The organism is Pseudodesulfovibrio sp. S3 (assembly GCF_004025585.1).
GTDB lineage: Bacteria > Desulfobacterota > Desulfovibrionia > Desulfovibrionales > Desulfovibrionaceae > Pseudodesulfovibrio.
Window position 1 is genome coordinate 79,751 of the sequence record NZ_QTZO01000004.1, and the last position, 17,428, is coordinate 97,178.

The 17,428-nt window shown below is 56.5% G+C and carries 19 protein-coding genes; 11 read left to right on the forward strand and 8 right to left on the reverse strand.

Annotated elements, in window-relative coordinates; all coding sequences use genetic code 11:
- Positions 1-144: 144 nt before the first annotated feature.
- Positions 145-555 (forward strand): hypothetical protein, encoded by a 411-nt coding sequence (locus DWB63_RS05765; RefSeq protein ID WP_128327867.1) that lies wholly within the window; start codon positions 145-147, stop codon positions 553-555.
- 36 nt (positions 556-591) lie between these two features.
- Here the strand turns inward: DWB63_RS05765 and DWB63_RS05770 are convergent, their stop codons facing one another.
- Both DWB63_RS05770 and DWB63_RS05775 read right to left on the reverse strand, forming a co-directional pair.
- The gene (locus tag DWB63_RS05770) at positions 592-810 is read right to left on the reverse strand and encodes a ferredoxin (RefSeq protein ID WP_128327868.1); all 219 of its coding nucleotides are present in this window, start codon (positions 808-810) and stop codon (positions 592-594) included.
- An 85-nt stretch (positions 811-895) separates the two neighbouring features.
- Entirely contained in the window at positions 896-1,909 is a 1,014-nt protein-coding gene (locus DWB63_RS05775; protein WP_128327869.1) for a DUF933 domain-containing protein, read from the reverse strand.
- A gap of 145 nt (positions 1,910-2,054) precedes the next feature.
- Between DWB63_RS05775 and aroL the strand changes: the two genes are divergently transcribed.
- Genes aroL through aroC form a run of 4 tightly spaced genes read left to right on the forward strand, consistent with a single transcriptional unit; the run spans position 2,055 to position 5,737 of the window.
- Positions 2,055-2,576: a shikimate kinase AroL gene (gene aroL, locus DWB63_RS05780; protein WP_128327870.1), complete on the forward strand. Its 522-nt coding sequence runs from the start codon at positions 2,055-2,057 to the stop codon at positions 2,574-2,576.
- 46 nt (positions 2,577-2,622) lie between these two features.
- The gene (locus DWB63_RS05785; RefSeq protein WP_128327871.1) at positions 2,623-3,987 is read left to right on the forward strand and encodes a potassium transporter TrkG; all 1,365 of its coding nucleotides are present in this window, start codon (positions 2,623-2,625) and stop codon (positions 3,985-3,987) included.
- Between the two features lie 16 nt (positions 3,988-4,003).
- Positions 4,004-4,663, forward strand: a complete 660-nt coding sequence (locus DWB63_RS05790) for a TrkA family potassium uptake protein (RefSeq protein ID WP_128327872.1) — start codon at positions 4,004-4,006, stop codon at positions 4,661-4,663.
- A 9-nt stretch (positions 4,664-4,672) separates the two neighbouring features.
- Positions 4,673-5,737 (forward strand): chorismate synthase, encoded by a 1,065-nt coding sequence (gene aroC / locus DWB63_RS05795; protein ID WP_128327873.1) that lies wholly within the window; start codon positions 4,673-4,675, stop codon positions 5,735-5,737.
- Here aroC and DWB63_RS05800 read toward each other — a convergent pair.
- The 5 genes from DWB63_RS05800 to DWB63_RS05820 form a co-directional block, all read right to left on the reverse strand.
- Complete coding sequence (locus tag DWB63_RS05800) at positions 5,734-6,342, reverse strand: DUF2238 domain-containing protein (protein WP_128327874.1); 609 nt, start codon at positions 6,340-6,342, stop codon at positions 5,734-5,736. The two genes, aroC and DWB63_RS05800, sit on opposite strands and share 4 nt — an antisense overlap.
- A 3-nt stretch (positions 6,343-6,345) precedes the next feature.
- Complete coding sequence (locus DWB63_RS05805; RefSeq protein WP_128327875.1) at positions 6,346-6,684, reverse strand: hypothetical protein; 339 nt, start codon at positions 6,682-6,684, stop codon at positions 6,346-6,348.
- A gap of 138 nt (positions 6,685-6,822) precedes the next feature.
- Positions 6,823-7,338 carry a hypothetical protein gene (locus tag DWB63_RS05810; RefSeq protein WP_128327876.1) on the reverse strand — a complete coding sequence of 172 codons (516 nt, stop codon included), beginning with the start codon at positions 7,336-7,338 and terminating at the stop codon, positions 6,823-6,825.
- Positions 7,339-7,407: 69 nt separating this feature from the next.
- Entirely contained in the window at positions 7,408-7,986 is a 579-nt protein-coding gene (locus DWB63_RS05815) for a TetR family transcriptional regulator C-terminal domain-containing protein (protein WP_128327877.1), read from the reverse strand.
- A gap of 111 nt (positions 7,987-8,097) precedes the next feature.
- On the reverse strand, positions 8,098-10,728 hold the full coding sequence (locus tag DWB63_RS05820; RefSeq protein WP_241648654.1) for a pitrilysin family protein: 2,631 nt from the start codon (positions 10,726-10,728) through the stop codon (positions 8,098-8,100).
- Positions 10,729-11,237: 509 nt separating this feature from the next.
- On the opposite strand from DWB63_RS05820, the gene DWB63_RS05825 reads away from it, so the two are divergent.
- The 6 genes from DWB63_RS05825 to DWB63_RS17220 all read left to right on the forward strand — a co-directional run bounded on the left by DWB63_RS05825 (position 11,238) and on the right by DWB63_RS17220 (position 16,279).
- Positions 11,238-11,888, forward strand: coding sequence for a succinate dehydrogenase/fumarate reductase cytochrome b subunit (locus DWB63_RS05825; RefSeq protein WP_128327879.1), 651 nt, complete (start codon positions 11,238-11,240; stop codon positions 11,886-11,888).
- A gap of 13 nt (positions 11,889-11,901) precedes the next feature.
- A complete protein-coding gene (locus tag DWB63_RS05830; protein ID WP_128327880.1) occupies positions 11,902-13,737 on the forward strand; it encodes a fumarate reductase flavoprotein subunit in 1,836 nt (611 codons plus the stop codon).
- A 3-nt stretch (positions 13,738-13,740) separates the two neighbouring features.
- A complete protein-coding gene (locus DWB63_RS05835) occupies positions 13,741-14,478 on the forward strand; it encodes a fumarate reductase iron-sulfur subunit (RefSeq protein WP_128327881.1) in 738 nt (245 codons plus the stop codon).
- Positions 14,479-14,625: 147 nt separating this feature from the next.
- Positions 14,626-15,465: a fumarate hydratase gene (locus tag DWB63_RS05840; RefSeq protein ID WP_128327882.1), complete on the forward strand. Its 840-nt coding sequence runs from the start codon at positions 14,626-14,628 to the stop codon at positions 15,463-15,465.
- Positions 15,465-16,016: a Fe-S-containing hydro-lyase gene (locus tag DWB63_RS05845; protein WP_128327883.1), complete on the forward strand. Its 552-nt coding sequence runs from the start codon at positions 15,465-15,467 to the stop codon at positions 16,014-16,016. The genes DWB63_RS05840 and DWB63_RS05845 overlap by 1 nt, the downstream gene beginning before the upstream one ends.
- A gap of 92 nt (positions 16,017-16,108) precedes the next feature.
- On the forward strand, positions 16,109-16,279 hold the full coding sequence (locus tag DWB63_RS17220; protein WP_164879787.1) for a hypothetical protein: 171 nt from the start codon (positions 16,109-16,111) through the stop codon (positions 16,277-16,279).
- 58 nt (positions 16,280-16,337) lie between these two features.
- On the opposite strand, the gene DWB63_RS05850 is transcribed toward DWB63_RS17220, so the two are convergent.
- Entirely contained in the window at positions 16,338-17,108 is a 771-nt protein-coding gene (locus tag DWB63_RS05850; protein ID WP_128327884.1) for a transporter substrate-binding domain-containing protein, read from the reverse strand.
- Between the last annotated feature and the right edge of the window lie 320 nt (positions 17,109-17,428).

The following is a 17,428-nucleotide window of genomic DNA, read 5'->3' on the forward strand; positions in this document are numbered from 1 at the left end:
GTCATTGATCACGTGAGCAGATTTCTCTCAAGGTTGTTCGCGATAGTGGGCCTCCTGTTTTCTCTTGGGTTCCTGATTTGGTTCTTTTTTGCCGATTCCCAGGAGGTGGCTCACCCTTTCGATTTCAGGTTTGCAGCGCTTTGCATGCTCGTTGTCGTCGCCTCGTCGCTCTCCCTGTATTCATTGGCCGCTGACAAACCCTATCTGGAGACGAGCAAAGACGGCCTGATGGTCGGGGAGTTCGTCCGTTGGTATTGTCCATGGTCAAACGTGCGGGATATCGCCGTTATCGGAGTCGGTAAAAGGATAGGTAGGAGTGTTTTAATTCCAAGCCCGACGGTCACCGTATCGGAGTTGGTTGTGGAGTTTTATGCTCCCGAAGACCTGCTCTTCGACAGCCGGTTGTTTGCCTTGTTGAGCGGAATCGTGATTAAGGATGGTCGGGCCGTGCTTGAGCTGGCAACGAGAACGACCATGACCAAGGAAAAGCTGTGCGGCCTGCTGCGGGAACGATGGCAGCAGGCCATAGGTGACAACGAGGAAATCCGGGCATAGACCCGGCTTTTTCATGTGGAAAGGGTGTGGATGGGATCAGTCATCCACAAAGATTATGCAGCCTTCGGGGCAAGTGTTCATGATGTCCCGAACCTCTTCTTCCGTAACCTCTGAACGGCAGACATAGGGCATGTCCAGAGCCTCGTCCCATTGGAATACATCGGGGTTCAGGTCAATACAGCCCTGGCAGGAGCGGCAGTCGCCCAACTCAATGGCCACCTCTCGGTGCTTTATACAGGTATTGGTGTTGTTCATATTTTGATAATAATTACTAGTAGTGTCTTTGGCAAGAAAAAAACCGCCCTTAAAAGGCGGTTTTGTTGCGAGAAGTGAATTGGGCCTAAACATTGAATCGAAATTCAATGATGTCGCCGTCCCGGACGATATATTCCTTGCCTTCGAGACGCGCTCGTCCGGCATCCTTGACCTTTTTGAAATCGCCGTGCTTCAGGAAGTCCTCGAAAGCGATGACTTCCGCTCTGATAAAACCTTTTTCAAAGTCGGTATGAATGACCCCTGCGGCCTGGGGGGCGGTGGAACCCGCGCGCAGGGGCCATGTGCGGCATTCGTCGTCGCCTGCGGTCAAAAACGAGATGAGTCCGAGGAGGTGGTAGGTCTTGGCAATGACCTTGTCCAGGGCTGATTCGGTGATGCCGAGATCCTCCAGGAACATGGCTTTTTCTTCGGGATCGTCGACCTCGGCCAGTTCGCGCTCCAGCTTGGCGGAGACTGCGATATGCGTCATGCCGAGGGTGTCCTCGGGCAGGGGTTGGTCGGCCTCCTCACCTTCGGGGCAGTTCCAGGCGTAGAGTATGGGGCGGGCCGACAGGAATTTATAGCCTTTGAGTTCCGGCATGGACGTGACTTCCTCGTCGGTACGCAGGGGGCGTTCCTCCTCAAGCAGGGCCAGGGCGCGTTTGAGTGCGGCTTCTTCCTTGGGGTCCACCAGGGTCTTGTTCTTCTTGCCGTCCGCTTCCAGTTTTTCCAGCCGTTTTTCGATGACCGCCATGTCCGAGACCATCATGTCGGCCTCGATGGCCTGCCATTGCTGTTTGGGATCGTTCATGCCGGAGAATGCGTCGAGCACCCCGATGAGGCAATCGTAAGGGCGGACTTCGTTGAGCACGCGTTCGCCCAGACCGGTGCCTTTGCCGCCACCGCCCGGGATGTCCAGATATTCTATTTCACTGTAGGTGACCTTTTTTGGGCTGAAGAGCTCGATCAGCGGATCCAGCCGTTTGTCCGGGACCTTGACCATGGCCCGGTTGCCTGCGGCAGCCGCAGCGGGACCGGCCAGAGCGGCGAAGAGGTCGGTTTTCCCGGAGCCGGAGAATCCGAAAATAGCGGTTTTCATAGGGTGCTCCCTTGCTGATGATCGATTCAAAGGTGAGGTTGCTGTTGAGCTTGGCGGAAGTTATCAGCATTTGTCTCGAATGCAAAGTGTATGTGCCTGCAACCGGGCATTGAACGCGGACGCTTTTTCCACTAGGGTGCCATTCATGCAGCCGCACAAGAACATATATCTCATCGGGCCGCGCGCCTGCGGCAAGACCAGTGTGGGACAAGCCTTGGCCGATCGGCTCGGCAGGGAGTTCGTTGATACTGATCATGCTTTTGTCGCGACCGCGGGTATGGGGATTGCGGACTATGTCCTGCAGTATGGCTGGGATGCTTTTCGGGACCGCGAGGTCGAGATTCTTCAGCGGGAGTCATTGGCCGGTGGCCGGGTCATCGGATGTGGCGGCGGCATAGTGTTGCGTCAGGAAAACCGCACCGTTTTGAAGAAAGGCATCACCATCTATCTCAAAGCCGCGCCGGAAGAACTGGCCCGACGGCTTATGGCTGACCCTCTTGAAGCCCAGCGTCCGTCTTTGACCGGCAAGTCCCTGATGGACGAGGTTCGGGATGTGTTGGCCCAGCGCGCACCCTTGTATGAAGGATGCGCGGACAGCGTCGTTGCCGGGGTTGATCTTGACGAGACGGTCGGGATGGCCCTGCACGAGATTGAAAATCTTTCCTGAACATTTTTGACAGGTTGTGCAGTCAGGCATATAAGCGGAATCAGTCATGCGCACTAAACTCTTTTCTCCATACCTGCTGCCGGTCTGGTTTTTTGCCGGAGCCATCGTGTGCGGCGCATTCATTCTGCACCTTGATGTAAGTCATCCCGGCGGCTCGCTGACCTTTCTCGACGCCCTGTTCACGGCTACGTCCGCCATGTGTGTGACCGGTCTGGCTGTGGTTGATACCGGTTCCTATTTTTCCACCCTCGGGCTGGATGTCATCCTGGTGCTCATCCAACTCGGCGGGCTGGGCATCATGACCTTTACCACGCTCGTCATCCATCTGCTCGGCAAGCACGTGTCATTGAGTGACCGTATTGCCGTGGGGCAAAGTCTTTTGCGCGATCCTTCATTCAGTCTTCCCATTTTTCTGGTTCGGGTGGTGTGCGGTACGCTGGCCATTGAAGGACTCGGCGCCTTGGGGCTGTGGTTGATGGACCCGGTTGGCTTTGCGCCGTACTCGGCGGTGTTCCATTCGGTTTCGGCCTTTTGCAACGCCGGTTTTTCCCTGTATCCAGACAGCTTGACCCGGTGGGCGGGACACGGCGGGGTCAATTCGGTTTTCATTCTGCTCATCACGGCCGGAGGGCTCGGCTTCTATGTGCTCAATGAATGTGCGACCGTTCTGGTGAAGCGCGTTGCGCATTACAAGGTGAAGTATCATGAGAAACCGAAGCTCAGCTGGTATTCGCTCATAGTCCTGAAGACCTCGGCGTTTCTTGTCATCGTGGGCACCATTGTCATTTTCTTTGCGGAAGGTGCGGCCGGGAACGCTCCCGAAAGCTGGTTCGAGCATTTCTGGACCGCACTGTTTCAGTCGGTGACCTGCCGTACCGCCGGATTCAATACCGTCGATATCGGCGGTATGACCAATGTTTCATTGGCGTTCATGATGCTGCTCATGCTCATCGGCGGCTCGCCGGGATCAACCGCCGGCGGCATCAAGACCACGACGTTCAGGGCCTTGTGCGGATTTGTCTGGTCCCAGTTCAGGGGGCATGGTCAGGTCAGGCTCGGCAAGTTTGCGCTGGATCAGCGGGGGTTGAACAAGGTCGTTTCCCTGGTCACCATGACGTTTGTTCTTGTCGGGACCGGGGTCATGGTGCTGACCGCCCTTGAGAGTGGGAGCAGTTCATATCTTCTGGCCAGAGGGGAATTTCTGGAAAACATGTTCGAGTCCATTTCCGCTTTTGCCACGGTGGGTTTGTCCACCGGACTGACGCCGCTGTTGGACAATGTGGAAAAGGGCACGGTCATTGTGCTCATGTTTGTCGGACGTCTAGGGCCGATATGGCTGCTTTCAGCCTTGCAGAGCTGGCAGGTGGAGTCGCGTTACCGTGTCCCCACGGCTGAACTGCCGCTGGGATAGATCGAAGGAGAGAGGCATGGCGAATAAAAAGGAAATCGGTGTCATCGGGCTTGGCAAGTTCGGGTTTTCCCTTGCGCGGGCCCTGACCGAACTTGGCCATGCGGTTGTCGGCGTGGACCGCAATCCGGACAATGTCCGCAAAGCGCAGGACATCATGGCCCAGGTCTACGAGGCCGATGCAACGGATGAAAAGATGCTCGTTCAGACCGGGTTCGGGGACTTGGACAAGGTGATTGTTTCCACTGGAGATTCCATGGAAGCGAGCATTCTCGTGGTGCTCAATCTGCAAGCCATCGGCGTGAAGAATATCTGGGTCAAGGCCATCAGCGAGGAGCACGAGCGGGTTCTCTACAAGCTCGGGGTGCCTTTCGTGGTTTTCCCGGAGGCCTTTGTGGCGTTCCAGTTGGCCCATCGCATCGCCATGCCAGGAATTCAGGAGTATTTCGGCATGGGCAAGGATGTGGTGACCCGTGAGATCATCGTCGACGCCTGGGCGGGAAAGACCTTGCGTGATCTGAATTTGACCAATACCTATAATGTGCAGGTAGTCGCCTTCCGGCAGGCGGGTGATTCGGATTTCCACTTTGTTCCGCAGGCCGACAGAATCATGGAAGCGGGAGACGTTCTGGTGCTTCTCGGAAAGACCTCGAACGTTATGCAGATAGAAAAGTTTTAGGGAGCGGACATGAGCGGCAACACCTTCGGAGACATATTTCGGCTGACCACTTTCGGTGAATCCCACGGCCCGGGCCTGGGCGGAGTCGTGGACGGATGCCCGGCGGGTATCCCGTTGGACGAGTCTATCCTTCAGTTGGAGCTGGACAAGCGCAAGCCCGGTCAGGGCGGTTTGGCGTCCACCACGCGCAAGGAACCGGATCAGGTGAAGATCCTTTCCGGCGTTTTCGAGGGAAAGACCACCGGCACGTCCATCGGCTTTTATGTGGAAAACACCAATCAGCGTTCCCATGACTATTCCAAGATCAAGGATGTGTTTCGGCCCGGCCATGCGGATTTTACCTATAATGCCAAGTACGGATTTCGCGACTATCGCGGAGGCGGTCGTTCTTCCGGGCGTGAGACCGTGTCCCGTGTCGCGGGTGGCGCCATTGCCCAGGAACTGCTGCGTACCGAAGGCATCTGCGTGTACGCCTATACTGTGGAATTCGGCGGCATTCCCGCCGAGATCAAGGACTATGCGGGTGCGCAGGACAGACCGTATTTCAGCCCGGACCCGGACATCATCGAGACCTGGAACGATCGGGTGATCGAGGTGCGGGACGACGAGGACACGCTGGGCGGCGTTGTCGAGATCAGGGTTACGGGATTGCCCGCCGGTCTCGGTGAACCCGTATTCGGCAAGCTTGACGGTCGGATTGCCCAGGCTCTCATGTCCGTCGGTGCGGTCAAGGGGGTGGAGATCGGTTCCGGTATGCAGGCGGCGCGTTCCCTTGGCAGCCTGAACAATGATCCCATTGGACCGGACGGTTTTCTTTCCAACAATGCAGGCGGCATTCTGGGAGGTATTTCCTCGGGCCAGGATGTGATTGCCCGTGCCTATGTCAAGCCGATCCCGTCCATCCTTCAGGAACAGCAGACCATCACCACCACGGGCGAACCGGCCTTCATCATGGTCGGCGGCCGCCACGACATCAGCGCCATTCCGCGCATCAACCCGGTGCTCAAGGCCATGATGGCGCTGACCGTTGCGGATATGCTCCTGCTCGATAGAAGATTGGGACTTCGGGACTAGCTCTCTTCGGCCCTGATCCCGGAAAAAGCGAAGAGGATCAAGACGGTAACGGCCCCCAGCGTATCGGCCAGCATGTCGGTCTGGGCATCCCATATGTCGCCCTGGGACCCGAGGAATTCGATACCCGCTTCGCCGCCAGCCAGAACGGCGTACCACCATTCAATGATTTCATAGGCCGCAGCCAGCGCCATGATGGCGAACAGCCCGAACAGGTAGACCACCACCGGCCTTGCCAGCCGTTTGCGCGTCAGCAGTTCGGCTATGGGAAAGGCGTAGAATCCGATGGAGTAGTGCCCGAGCCTGTCAAAGTGGTTTCGCTCGAATCCGAAGAGATCGGTCACGAAATCAAAGGGCACGCTGGCAAAGGTGTAGTGCCCGCCGATGGTGTGCAAAATCAGCCAGCAGGCCATGAGGCCGTAAGCGAGATTGGAGAAACGAAAGACTCGGTAGGTGGATGCCAGGAGCAGAAAGACGGCCATGACCGGCAGGTTTTCGGCCCACCACACGTCGCGCATGACCGGGTCGATGGCAAGCACGGTCCACAGGATGAGGAATGCAACGGCCAGGCCGTGCGGGAAGTACCGGGACAGAGGGGAATCCTCCATGGGTTATTTGATCTTTTTCATACGCACGGCAGTGCCGTAGCAGGAGTAGTACTTGTCGCCTTCTGGATGGAAGGAGACGGTTTCGCGATAGCCGACGACGGCATCGGCGTTGACGTCCACGGCCTGGGCCATGAGACCGTAAAAGGCGTTGTCGAAGACATAGCTGCGGCAGACGATAAGACCGAACGCGGACTGGATATCCCGGCCCGGAATGCCCTCGGTGGTCATGATTTTAATCTTGCCCGCCATATACATGTCCTTGGCAAGCGTCAGCCGGTGATCGGTTTTGGTATCGTCCCTGTCCGCAATCTGCCTTTTGGGCGAACCGAATATGAGCGCCATGCGAGTCCCCTCGATGTGATTGACTGAATGTTGATGTTCAGGATTTGTAACGCACCACGAAGACGGGGGCAAGTCTTTGAGAAGGTAGGCGGGAACGGAATGCGGAGGGCCGGTGTTGTTCCGGCCCTCCGTTTTTGTTTACTTGGCCGCAAAGGTGCGGAAGACGATGCCCAGGGTCGCCATCTGCGCGGCATAGGCCGTGGCTTCGAAGATGTGCTGGTCTGACCACCCGGCCTTGCGCGTCGCGTCGATGTCGGCCTGGTTCACCGCGTCCGGGGTGCTGATGGACTTGGCCACAAAGGACAGAAGGGCGGCATCCTTCTCCTCGAATGCCTTGGACGGTTCCGATGCCAGAGCATTGATCTCCTCTTCGGTCAATCCCATGGAAGTGAGCATTCCCTTGTTGAATTCCGTGCAGAAACCGAAGCAGGCAGTCGAGGCTCCGATATAGCGCAGGGCGGCCAGCAGGCTGCTTTCAAACGCATCGTCCTGCATCAGAGCTCCGGCGATCTCCATCTGTTTGGTCAGGTATCTCGGGCTGGCGCTGAACAATTGGATCGGGTCGGGAACGGGCATTTCTGCGGGAAAGATGCTGTAGATAGCCTTTACTGCGCCTTCAGCCTTATCCGGGGTGACATAATCGATCATGAACATGGTTCTCTCCTGGTGTTTGTAGTAGACCGGTCGTCTACAGGTTGAGCAAAAAAAGGGGGAATCTGTCGGTTACTTCAGTATTTTTTCGAAAATGAATTTGGAAAAGAGTTCAAGCGGTTCCGGGGAGTTGGTCACTTTCATCCTGATGATGGCTCCGTGCCATGCTTCGACCATGAAGATGGCGGTTTCACGGCTATCAAGATCCGTAGGAATTTCTCCAAGAACCTTGGCTTCATCCAGTATGCTTGCAAAGGCGGCAATCATGCCGTCCATGGCTGCAAGGAGTTTTTCCCGAAAGGGTTTGCTCAAGTCGCCCATCTCCTGGGCAAGGTTTCCTATCGGACAGCCTCGGGTGTAGCCGTGGGTTTTGAAGTGGCTCTGGAAGGCGGCAAAAATATGCCGGACCTGTTCCAGTGGGGACAGCGAGGCATTCCTGCGGACCTCCTGGATCAATGCCCTGAACTGGCTGCCGTAATAGTCCACCATCTCTATGCCGAACGTCTCCTTGTTGTCGAAATAGAAATAGAATGATCCCTTGGGAACTCCTGCAGCTTGCAGGATGTCCTTGAGTCCGGTGTTGTTGAAGCCCCGTTGGTGTACCAGTTCGGCACCGGCTTCGATAAGGCGTTGCTTGGTGTCTTCGCTCATAATGTCGAGACAAGAAATAGACCGGTCGTCTACCGGGTGTCAAGGTGTTTTATCGTCAGGATGGGACAAGAAGAAAGGGGAAGCCGGATCCCGGCTTCCCCTCGGGGTGTATTACGGGGTGACCTTCATGATGTAGGCCTTGTCAGGCGTCAGATACTCTGCCACCAGTGCCTGTATTTCCTCGGCGGTGACGGTCTTGGCCCGTTCGATGACGATTGTCTCGTAGTCGGGGTCGAATCCGCGCGCCGAGAGGCTTGCAGCCTGACGGCTGCGGGAGAGCAGGGACTGATGCTCCTGATAATAATCGCCCGTCAGGATGTTTCCGGCCCGGTCCAGTTCTTCCTTGGGAAGCGGGTTGGCTGCCAGGTCGGCGAGTACGGTCCTGAAGCCGTTCAGGGACTGTTCCACCTTGTCCGGGCCGGTTCCGATGTACAGGGCCATGAATCCGGTGTTGCGGCTCTGCCAGAGCATGGCCGTGACCGTGTAGGCCAGCCCCTGCTTGTCGCGCAGGTCGCGGAAGAGCAGGCCGGATTGGCCGGACAGGGCGGCTTGGAGAAGTTCCAGCTTGGCCGAGGTCTCCAGGTCGATCTTGCCCGGTGTGGGGAAGGTCATGAGGATATGCGCCTGGTTGCGGTCCGGCAGGTGCAGGTCGGCTTCGCGCTCCTGGCCCCATTCAGGGGTGCTGAAGGTGTATTCGCCCGTCGGTGCGGTCAGGGATTTCGCTATCTTGTTGGCAAATCCCTCAATGGCGGCTTGATCGAACTGACCGCATACGGCCAGGGTGAAGGGCTGCATGGACTGGCGGCTCCAGAAACGGATGATGTCTTTGGTGTCGAAGTTGTCGACGCTTTCGGGTGTTCCCGTGTGCAGCAGGGCGTAGGGACCGGTCTTGTACAGGAACGGGAAGAGGTTGCGGAAAGCCAGTCCCAGGGGGCGGTCCTCGCTCTGTTTGATGTCCGCTATCTGGTCCTGCTTGGACCGTTTGACTTCTGTTTCGCTGAAGGCCGGGGCGGTCAGGGTGTCTGCAAAAACCGGCAAAACCTTGTCAGTGAATCGGGTGGGGAACTTGGCCTCAACGGCAAAGACGTTGCGCCCGGCCGTGGAACCCAGGCTGGCGGCGTGATCCGACAGGAAGTCCTGCATCTCCGTGGCCGACATGTTTGTGGTGCCTCGGGTCAGAGCCGTGGCCGTCAGGGCTGCCAACCCCTGCTGTTCCCGCGTCAGTTCGCCGTCGCCGCCTGTCCAGTACATGCTCATGGCGGTGTAGGGCAGGGTGTCGTCGGGCAGGAGCATCAGTTTGCTTCCGCCGGGCAGGGCAATGGTCGTGGGTTCCGTTGCAGACGCTGCGGTCAGCAGTTCCTTGTGGCTGTTCCTGGCAGGCCATTTGTCATTGGTGATGGCGGTCAGGGTCTCGGCGGATACGCCGCTGCCTTCCGGCACCAGCACGGCCAGGGCGAGTTGGTCAGGGCGGACGTATTCGTCGAACAGGTCTTTCATTTCGTCCCTGTCCACCTGGCTCAGGGCAAAGAGGTAGTTGCGTTCCGCCTGCTCACCGCCGTCGAAGAATTGGAAGTATCCGACCTTTCCGGCCAGGCCGGAGAGGGTCTCCTTGGCCAGGAATAGTGAGTTCTCCAGGTTCAGCCGGGCGCGTTCGATCTCGCGGTCCGTGAAGTCGGCAGGATCGAAATTGGCCAGTTCCGTGTTCAGCTCCGCCCAGAATGTTTCCACTTTGTCTGCGTCAAGAATGGCGTGGATGTACAACATGCCGCCGCGTTCAAGTGAGAGCGGCGAAACAGAGATGTCGTCCACCAGTTGTTTGTCGTATTTGAAGGAACGGTAGAGCCGGGAAGTGTCGTCGCCGCCCATGAGTTGGGCGAGCATTTCCAGTCCCGGGATCTTGGCGGACGCGCTGTGCGGGATGGGAAAGGCCGCGCCCATGTATACCTTGTTCCATTTGCCGGACATCTCGACCACGCGGGGTCCGTTGCCGGTTTCGGGAATGGGCAAAGGTTCCGGCGGGATATACGATCGGGTGTTTTTCAAGGAGCCGAGCAGCTTGTCCGCTTCGGCCAGAATCTGATCGGGATTGACTTTGCCCACCACGGTCAGGAGCATAGACTGCGGCTGGTAATGGGTGGCTATGTAGTCCTTTATGTCATTCCGGGTGAAGGAGGAGACGGTTTCCCGGTAGCCGATGATCGGCCATTCGTAGCTGGAATCCTTCCAGACCATGGATTGCAGGGTCTTGAAAAGTTTGCTGCTGGGCGTGTCCTCGCCACGTTCCAGTTCTTCGAGCACAACCTTCTTTTCGTTCTCAAGCTCGGTTGAATTGATGGTCTGGTTGAAGGCCATGTCCGTAACCACATCCATGCCGAGTTGCCATTGGTCTTCGGGCACTTCCACGTAGTAGACAGTGTAGTCGAAGCTGGTGGCCGCGTTCAGGCTGCCGCCCACGGATTCGATCTCGCGGGCGGTTTCACCCGGAGCGCGTTTGTCGGTCCCTTTGAAGACCATGTGTTCAAGCTGGTGACTGATGCCCGCAATCTCGGGCGTTTCATAGGCACTGCCCGCATGGACATAAAGGCGCACGTTGACCAGGGGGAAACGGTCGTCTTCCTTGATGAGTATGGTCATCCCGTTCTTGAGCTTGACGATATGGGGTGCTCCCATGGCGTTATCCGTCAAGGTCGGAAGGTGGATGGCCGGGATCGGGGTCGATGGTGTCTCGTTTCGTTTATTCATATTTGCGGTTTGGCAGCCGGGCAGGAGCAAGAGAAGGCCTGCCAGCAGTAATAATTGTCGGAACATGGGAAGACTCCGTATGATTTGATGGTATGGTCGTTGTTAGCTGTTTTCATTTCGTTCATTGTCAAAGTTGAAGATAAGGCTGAAAAGTCGGCTGGCAAGCAGCGAACGGATTTAATGGCTGGAGCAGAAACGGACCCTAACCGAGCAGAGACGAAATGAAAACCATTATTGGTTATGGATTCATTCTGGTTTTTTGCTTTCTCCTGTCGGGTGCGATTACTGGACAGGATTTTTTTTGGCAAAAGTCCAATTTGTATTTTCCGGCCCCGTGAGTGTTGTTTGACCGTGCAATCAATAACCTTTTTCCTGTTTGCAGCGCGTGGAACGCGAGGCCCAGCCTTGTGAGAGCTCGTTGGAGATATTGACAAAATTCTCTTGGCGGGCATAGGTTTAGTGATTGATTGTCCAGGGTACTTCTGTGTTTAACCAAACGGAGGAATTGAATGTCCATCAGTTATGCACCAGCTGGCAAATCCGGCAAGTGGGATGGCGCATTGGATTGGCTGCAAATGCTGTCCGGCGTCAGCCTGATTTTGTTCATGTGGTGTCACATGCTACTGGTTTCCAGTGTTGTCATCAGCCCCGCCCTCATGAACGGTATCGCATATTTTTTTGAGATGACCGGCATGGCTCAGGTGGGTGGTCCGCTTATCTTTCTCGTCTTTCTGACGCACTTTGTCCTGGCAGCCCGGAAGATTCCCTTCCGTTTTGACGGCCAGAAAACCATCTGGCAGCACGCCCGGATGATGCACCATGCCGATACCTGGCTGTGGGTGGTCCAGGTCGTGTCCGCCATGCTTATTCTGGTCATGGGGTCCATCCACATGTGGGTTGTGCTGACCGACCTGCCCATCACCGCGGCCAAATCCGCTGCCCGCATCCAGGGCGGCTTCTGGGCTGTGTTCTATCTGTTCCTCCTCCCCCTGGCCGAGCTGCACGTCGGCATCGGTTTCTATCGCATCGGCGTGAAGTGGGGTTTCGTGAAGGATAGGGAGCGGGGCAAATTCAAGCGGGGCGAAAACATGATTACTCTCATGTTCATCTGTATCGGGTTGATCACCCTGATCCGCTTCATGTTTTTAAGCATCAACTAACGGAGAAAATGCCATGCAGACTATCTACACCGATTTTCTTGTTGTCGGAGCAGGTCTGGCGGGCGAGCGTGCAGCCGTTGAGGCGGCCGACGCCGGTTTCTCCGCCATCTGTTTGAGCCTGGTTCCGGCCCGCCGGTCACATTCCTCTGCCGCACAGGGCGGTATGCAGGCCTCTTTGGGCAATTCCGTCATGGGCGAGGGCGACTGCCCGGATGTTCACTTTGCGGATACGGTCAAAGGCTCCGACTGGGGTTGCGACCAGGAGGTCGCCCGCATGTTTGCGGACACCGCACCCATTGAAATGCGCCGTCTGGCCCATTGGGGTGTGCCCTGGAACCGCGTTGTGCCTGGCAAGTCCATTTACTACAAGGGCGGCAAGCAGTTCGAGAAGGTCGAAGCCAAGGAAAAGGAAGGGTTGATCATGGCCCGGTCCTTTGGCGGCACGGCCAAATGGCGCACCTGTTACACCTCGGACGGCACCGGTCATGCGGTCATGTGCACCATGGACAACCGCTGTGCCCAGGTGGGCGTCGAGGTCCATGACAAGACCGAAGCCATATCCCTGATCCAGGACGGTGACACCTGCTACGGCGTGGTGGCCCGCTGCCTGAGAACTGGTGAATTGCGCGTCTACCTGTCCAAGGCGACCATGATTGCCGCCGGCGGGTTCGGCCGCATCTATCCCAATACCACCAATGCGGTCATCTGTGACGGCGGGGCACACACCATGTGTGTCGATACAGGCGTTGTCCCCATGGGCAACATGGAAGCCGTTCAGTTCCACCCGACCGGCATCGTGCCCACGGACATCCTGGTTACCGAAGGGTGTCGCGGTGACGGCGGAACCCTGCTCGACGTCGATGAAAAACGTTTCATGGACATATACGAGCCTGAAAAGGCCGAGTTGGCCTCCCGCGACGTGGTCTCCCGCTGGATGACCCATCACATGCGCGAGGGGCACGGCGTCAAGTCGCCTTATGGCGAACACCTCTGGCTGGACATCCGCCATTTGGGCGAAGAGCATATCACCGGCAAGCTCCGTGAAGTGTACGAAATATGTACCTACTTTCTGGGCGTTGATCCCATTCATCAGCTTATTCCGGTCCGGCCTACCCAGCACTATTCCATGGGCGGCGTGCGGACAAATAGGGATGGCGCGGCCTACGGTCTCAAAGGGCTGTTCGCCGCAGGCGAGGCCGCGTGCTGGGATATGCACGGCTTCAACCGTCTGGGCGGTAACTCCCTGGCGGAAACCGTGGTCGCCGGCGGTATCATCGGTCGAAAGATTGCCGAGTACCTTCAGGGCAGCGAGACCGAATTCAAGACCGGACTCATCAATGACGAGGTCAAGAAACAGCAGTCCCGCATCAACGCACTGATCAATGGCACCAACGGTTCGGAAAACATCTACAAGGTTCGTGCAGCCATGCAGGACGCCCTGCACAAGGGCGCGAACATCTTCCGTAACCAGGACGGGTTGGAGACTTGCGTGGCTTCCCTGCAGGAAGCCCTGGTCCGTTCCAAGAAAGTGGGCCTGCGTTCCAACGGCAAGGGCGTCAATCCCGAACTGGCCGCAGCCCTCAAGCTTGAAGGGCAGGTCAAGATGGCCCTGATGGTCGCCTATGGCGCGCTCATGCGTACCGAGTCCCGCGGTTCCCACAACCGTGAGGATTTCACCGCCCGTAATGACCGCGATTGGCTCAACCGTACACTGGCGTATTGGAAAAAGGCCGACGACACCTTGCCGACGCTCGACTACGAGCCTGCAACCGAAGTCGTGGAGATTCCTCCAGGAGACCGTGGCTACGGCAAGTCCGAAATCATTAGCGCCGACGACAAAAAGGAATAGAACATGTCCAGATTACTGAAATTCAATATATTCCGGTATAATCCCGAGGACGACCAGTCTACGCCGCACATGCAGGAGTTCGTGCTGGAGGAAACCGACTCCATGACCCTGTTCATCGCGTTGAATCGTATCCGCGAAGAGCAGGACCCTGCATTGCAGTTCGATTTTTGCTGCCGAGCGGGCATTTGCGGATCCTGCGGCATGGTCATCAACGGTCGTCCCGGATTGGCCTGCCACACCAAGACCAGGGACCTGCCCGGCGAGATCACGTTGTTGCCCTTGCCGGTCTTCAAGCTGGTAGGCGATTTGTCCGTGGACACCGGTACCTGGTTCCGCGACATGTACACCGCCACCGAGTCCTGGATTCATACGACCAAGGAGTTCGATCCGGATGCCCTTGAAGAGCGTATGGACAACAAGGATGCCGTGGCCATCTACGAGTTGGAGCGGTGTGTGGAGTGCGGTTGCTGCATCTCGGCCTGCGGTACGGCTCGCCTGCGTGAGGATTTCATGGGAGCTGCGGCGCTCAACCGGGTGGCCCGTTTCCTCATTGATCCCCGTGATCAGCGGACCGAGAACGATTACTATGAGATCATCGGAAATGATATGGGTATCTTCGGCTGCATGGGGCTGCTGGCCTGTGAGGACGTCTGTCCCAAGCACCTGCCGCTGCAAAATCAGCTCGGCTTCCTGCGTCGCAAAATGGGCATCACTTCGTTGAAGCGGATCTTCAGGAAGTAAACGCCCAGGCTGTCGGATGATAGGTTTGATTAATATTAGAACAAGTTCGCAACGCCCCGAGCGAAGCGAGCGGTAAAAAGTTTTGAAGGGGAGTCCAGAGGGGAGACGTTTTCAAAAGTTTCCCCTCTGGCCGCCAGAGGCAAAGTTATGAGAGAGATACAAGCAGCGGATGTTGTGGAAGCCGTGGCCCAAATGTGCATGAAGGGCAACACCGAGCTTCCGCAGGATGTCCGCAGGAAATTCGAGCAGGCCATGGCCGAGGAGACTTCTCCGGCGGCCAAGGAAGTCCTGCGCCAGTTGTTGGAAAACGCCGATCTGTCCCTGGAGACCAAGCTGCCGTTGTGCCAGGACTGCGGGCTGGCCGTTTTTTACGTTGAAGTGGGCGATGACTGCAAGGTCGTCGGCGGCAATCTGCGCGAGTTGATCAACGAGGGCGTTCGCAAGGGATATGCCGACGGCTATCTGCGCAAGTCCGCCTGCGATCCTCTTACCCGCGCCAATACCGGTGACGGAACTCCGGCCATCATCCATTTTGATATGGTGCCGGGCGATCGATTGAAGATTGCCTATATGGCCAAGGGCGGTGGTGCGGAAAACATGTCTCGCGTCACCATGCTGGCTCCGGCCCAAGGATGGGAAGGCATTAAGAAGTTTGTCGTCAACCGGGTGGCCGAGGCCGGTCCCAACCCGTGTCCCCCGACCGTCATCGGCATCGGCGTGGGCGGCACTTTCGAACACGCTGCCAAGATCGCGAAGAAGTCGCTGTTGCGCACATTGGACGATACGCATCCTGATCCGAAGATTGCGGCTTTGGAAAAAGAATTGGAAGAGGCTCTGAACGGCCTGGGCATAGGTCCCATGGGCTTGGGCGGCAAGACCACCGTGCTCGGCGTGAAGATAACCATGGAGCCGTGCCATCTGGCCAGTTTGCCTTTGGCCGTCAATGTCCAGTGTCATTCCCAGCGCCACGAGGAGGTCGTACTGTAATGGCTGAATATAAATTGACCACTCCGTTGACCGATGAGGATATTGAGCAACTGAAGGCGGGCGATGTCGTTTTTCTGTCCGGCACCATCCATTCCGCTCGTGATGCAGCCCATAAAAAGCTTTTCGACCTGCTTGATGCGGGCAAGGAACTGCCGTTCGAGCTGGAAGGATCGGCCATCTACTACGTCGGTCCCAGTCCGGCCCCTCCGGGGCGTCCCATCGGGTCCGCCGGTCCGACCACCAGTTACCGCATGGATACCTATGCGCCCCGACTGCATGCGCTCGGCATGAAGGCGTCCATCGGCAAGGGCAAGCGTTCCGATGAGGTCAAGGCAGCCATGAAGGAACACAAGGGCGTGTACTTCGGTGCCACCGGCGGTGCAGGGGCATTGCTCTCCAATTCCATCGTGGAATCCACGGTGATCGCCTTCGAAGAACTGGGCCCTGAGGCCATTCGTGCCATGAAAGTCAAGGATTTTCCGTTGTTGGTAATCAATGACTGTCACGGCGGTGAATTGTACGTCAAACCCAAGCTTGACACTGCTGAATAATTGGTTCACGAAGGGGGCTGGACAGGGGCCGTCCAACCTCAAAATGATATTCATTTGAGGTAAGCAACTGACCTGAATATCAGAGGTTTGTCATGGAAAAGGCGTATTTCGAAAATGTTGATTGCCATCGAGGCGATGCAAAGGACGAAAAGATTTATACTCCGTACCCCGGTGCGGACGAAAAGTATGATGACGGTTCTGATTGGCGTCTCTACAATCCCGACAAATATCGCGACCCGAACTGGTCACCTGATAAGGAATAAATGACAAAGGGGCCTTTTGGCCCCTTTTTTTATTCCTTTATTGATCCGGTTCGATGTTTCAGTTTCGGGAAAACCGGTCTGTGAACATCCTGTCGAACTGGCTCAGTCCTCCCTGCCCCGTCGCCTTGAGATCCTTGAGCGCCTTGTTCAACCTGGCTATGAGCCTGTCGTCCGTATCTTTGCTGAAAGCGAAATAGAGCGGTTCTTCATCGAATGTGAAATAGACCGTATAGTCATCCTGTCGCATTCCCAGTCCCTGCATCAGGCAGTTGGCTCCGAGGTCTGTGAAGGCGAACAAATCCACTTCGTCATTGTCAAGCCGCCGGAGGGCCTGTACGTGCGAGGGGCTTCGGTGCAGTTCGGAGGCGGTGACGCCTCCAGCGAGCAGAGCCTTTTCCGGCCGGCTCCATCGGACAGTGGCGATGCGATATCCCTTCAAATCCGATTTGTTCGTGATGAAGAACTTATGTTTCTTCTTGCCGATGAGCACAATGTTGGTTGTGGTAAACGGCCCGACCCATTTGTAGAGGTGTTCGGTTTTTGTCGTACGTTGGGCATTGAGCATGATGCTTGCCGGGCTGTGCGCTGTCGTCTCGTAGGCATAGGCCCAGGGTGTCAATTTTATTTCCTTGTCAACGATGGGTGTTTCGCACATGTCCATGATGGTCGTCAGTGTGGAGACGGACATCCCCGTGACTTGCAGGCCATTGCTGACGGTATATGGGGGATACGGTGCAGTCATGGCTATAAACTTATCGGCATTGCACGGAAGAACCGTGACGGAAATCAGAAACAGTATGAAAAGAAGCGAATTGAATATGCGTTTCATGATGCACCACCGGTTGATATTATTGACAAAGTCATCCGTTGACTAGCAACATTCGTACCGGAAAAATAGTCCTTTTTTGCCTGTTTCGGAGAGTGTTATTGAAATAGTGTTGACATAAATCAGATAATAGTTATTTTTATTTTATTAGGTGCAGATACGACCGCGGGAGCGTGTCCCGTTGCGTTTCGTGTCCGCAAGGCCTGATGGTAAATGCATATTCTCCTCTTCTTGCTCCCTGAGGACCGGATTGATCCCCGGTCCTCTTTTTTTATATGAGAGTCTGCGTATTGGCCGAGGAAATTGCCTGTTATCCCTCTCCT

What these genes read in the sequence shown, in the direction of transcription:
- DWB63_RS05835 (WP_128327881.1), top strand. Translation starts at nt 13,741, where the DNA reads ATGTCCAGATTACTGAAATTCAATATATTCCGGTATAATCCCGAGGAC.
- DWB63_RS05785 (WP_128327871.1), top strand. Translation starts at nt 2,623, where the DNA reads ATGCGCACTAAACTCTTTTCTCCATACCTGCTGCCGGTCTGGTTTTTT.
- DWB63_RS17220 (WP_164879787.1), top strand. Translation starts at nt 16,109, where the DNA reads ATGGAAAAGGCGTATTTCGAAAATGTTGATTGCCATCGAGGCGATGCA.
- DWB63_RS05790 (WP_128327872.1), top strand. Translation starts at nt 4,004, where the DNA reads ATGGCGAATAAAAAGGAAATCGGTGTCATCGGGCTTGGCAAGTTCGGG.
- DWB63_RS05845 (WP_128327883.1), top strand. Translation starts at nt 15,465, where the DNA reads ATGGCTGAATATAAATTGACCACTCCGTTGACCGATGAGGATATTGAG.
- DWB63_RS05810 (WP_128327876.1), bottom strand. Translation starts at nt 7,338, where the DNA reads ATGTTCATGATCGATTATGTCACCCCGGATAAGGCTGAAGGCGCAGTA.
- DWB63_RS05765 (WP_128327867.1), top strand. Translation starts at nt 145, where the DNA reads ATGCTCGTTGTCGTCGCCTCGTCGCTCTCCCTGTATTCATTGGCCGCT.
- DWB63_RS05805 (WP_128327875.1), bottom strand. Translation starts at nt 6,684, where the DNA reads ATGGCGCTCATATTCGGTTCGCCCAAAAGGCAGATTGCGGACAGGGAC.
- DWB63_RS05800 (WP_128327874.1), bottom strand. Translation starts at nt 6,342, where the DNA reads ATGGAGGATTCCCCTCTGTCCCGGTACTTCCCGCACGGCCTGGCCGTT.
- DWB63_RS05830 (WP_128327880.1), top strand. Translation starts at nt 11,902, where the DNA reads ATGCAGACTATCTACACCGATTTTCTTGTTGTCGGAGCAGGTCTGGCG.
- DWB63_RS05820 (WP_241648654.1), bottom strand. Translation starts at nt 10,728, where the DNA reads ATGAATAAACGAAACGAGACACCATCGACCCCGATCCCGGCCATCCAC.
- aroL (WP_128327870.1), top strand. Translation starts at nt 2,055, where the DNA reads ATGCAGCCGCACAAGAACATATATCTCATCGGGCCGCGCGCCTGCGGC.
- DWB63_RS05775 (WP_128327869.1), bottom strand. Translation starts at nt 1,909, where the DNA reads ATGAAAACCGCTATTTTCGGATTCTCCGGCTCCGGGAAAACCGACCTC.
- DWB63_RS05815 (WP_128327877.1), bottom strand. Translation starts at nt 7,986, where the DNA reads ATGAGCGAAGACACCAAGCAACGCCTTATCGAAGCCGGTGCCGAACTG.
- DWB63_RS05770 (WP_128327868.1), bottom strand. Translation starts at nt 810, where the DNA reads ATGAACAACACCAATACCTGTATAAAGCACCGAGAGGTGGCCATTGAG.
- DWB63_RS05825 (WP_128327879.1), top strand. Translation starts at nt 11,238, where the DNA reads ATGTCCATCAGTTATGCACCAGCTGGCAAATCCGGCAAGTGGGATGGC.
- DWB63_RS05850 (WP_128327884.1), bottom strand. Translation starts at nt 17,108, where the DNA reads ATGAAACGCATATTCAATTCGCTTCTTTTCATACTGTTTCTGATTTCC.
- aroC (WP_128327873.1), top strand. Translation starts at nt 4,673, where the DNA reads ATGAGCGGCAACACCTTCGGAGACATATTTCGGCTGACCACTTTCGGT.
- DWB63_RS05840 (WP_128327882.1), top strand. Translation starts at nt 14,626, where the DNA reads ATGAGAGAGATACAAGCAGCGGATGTTGTGGAAGCCGTGGCCCAAATG.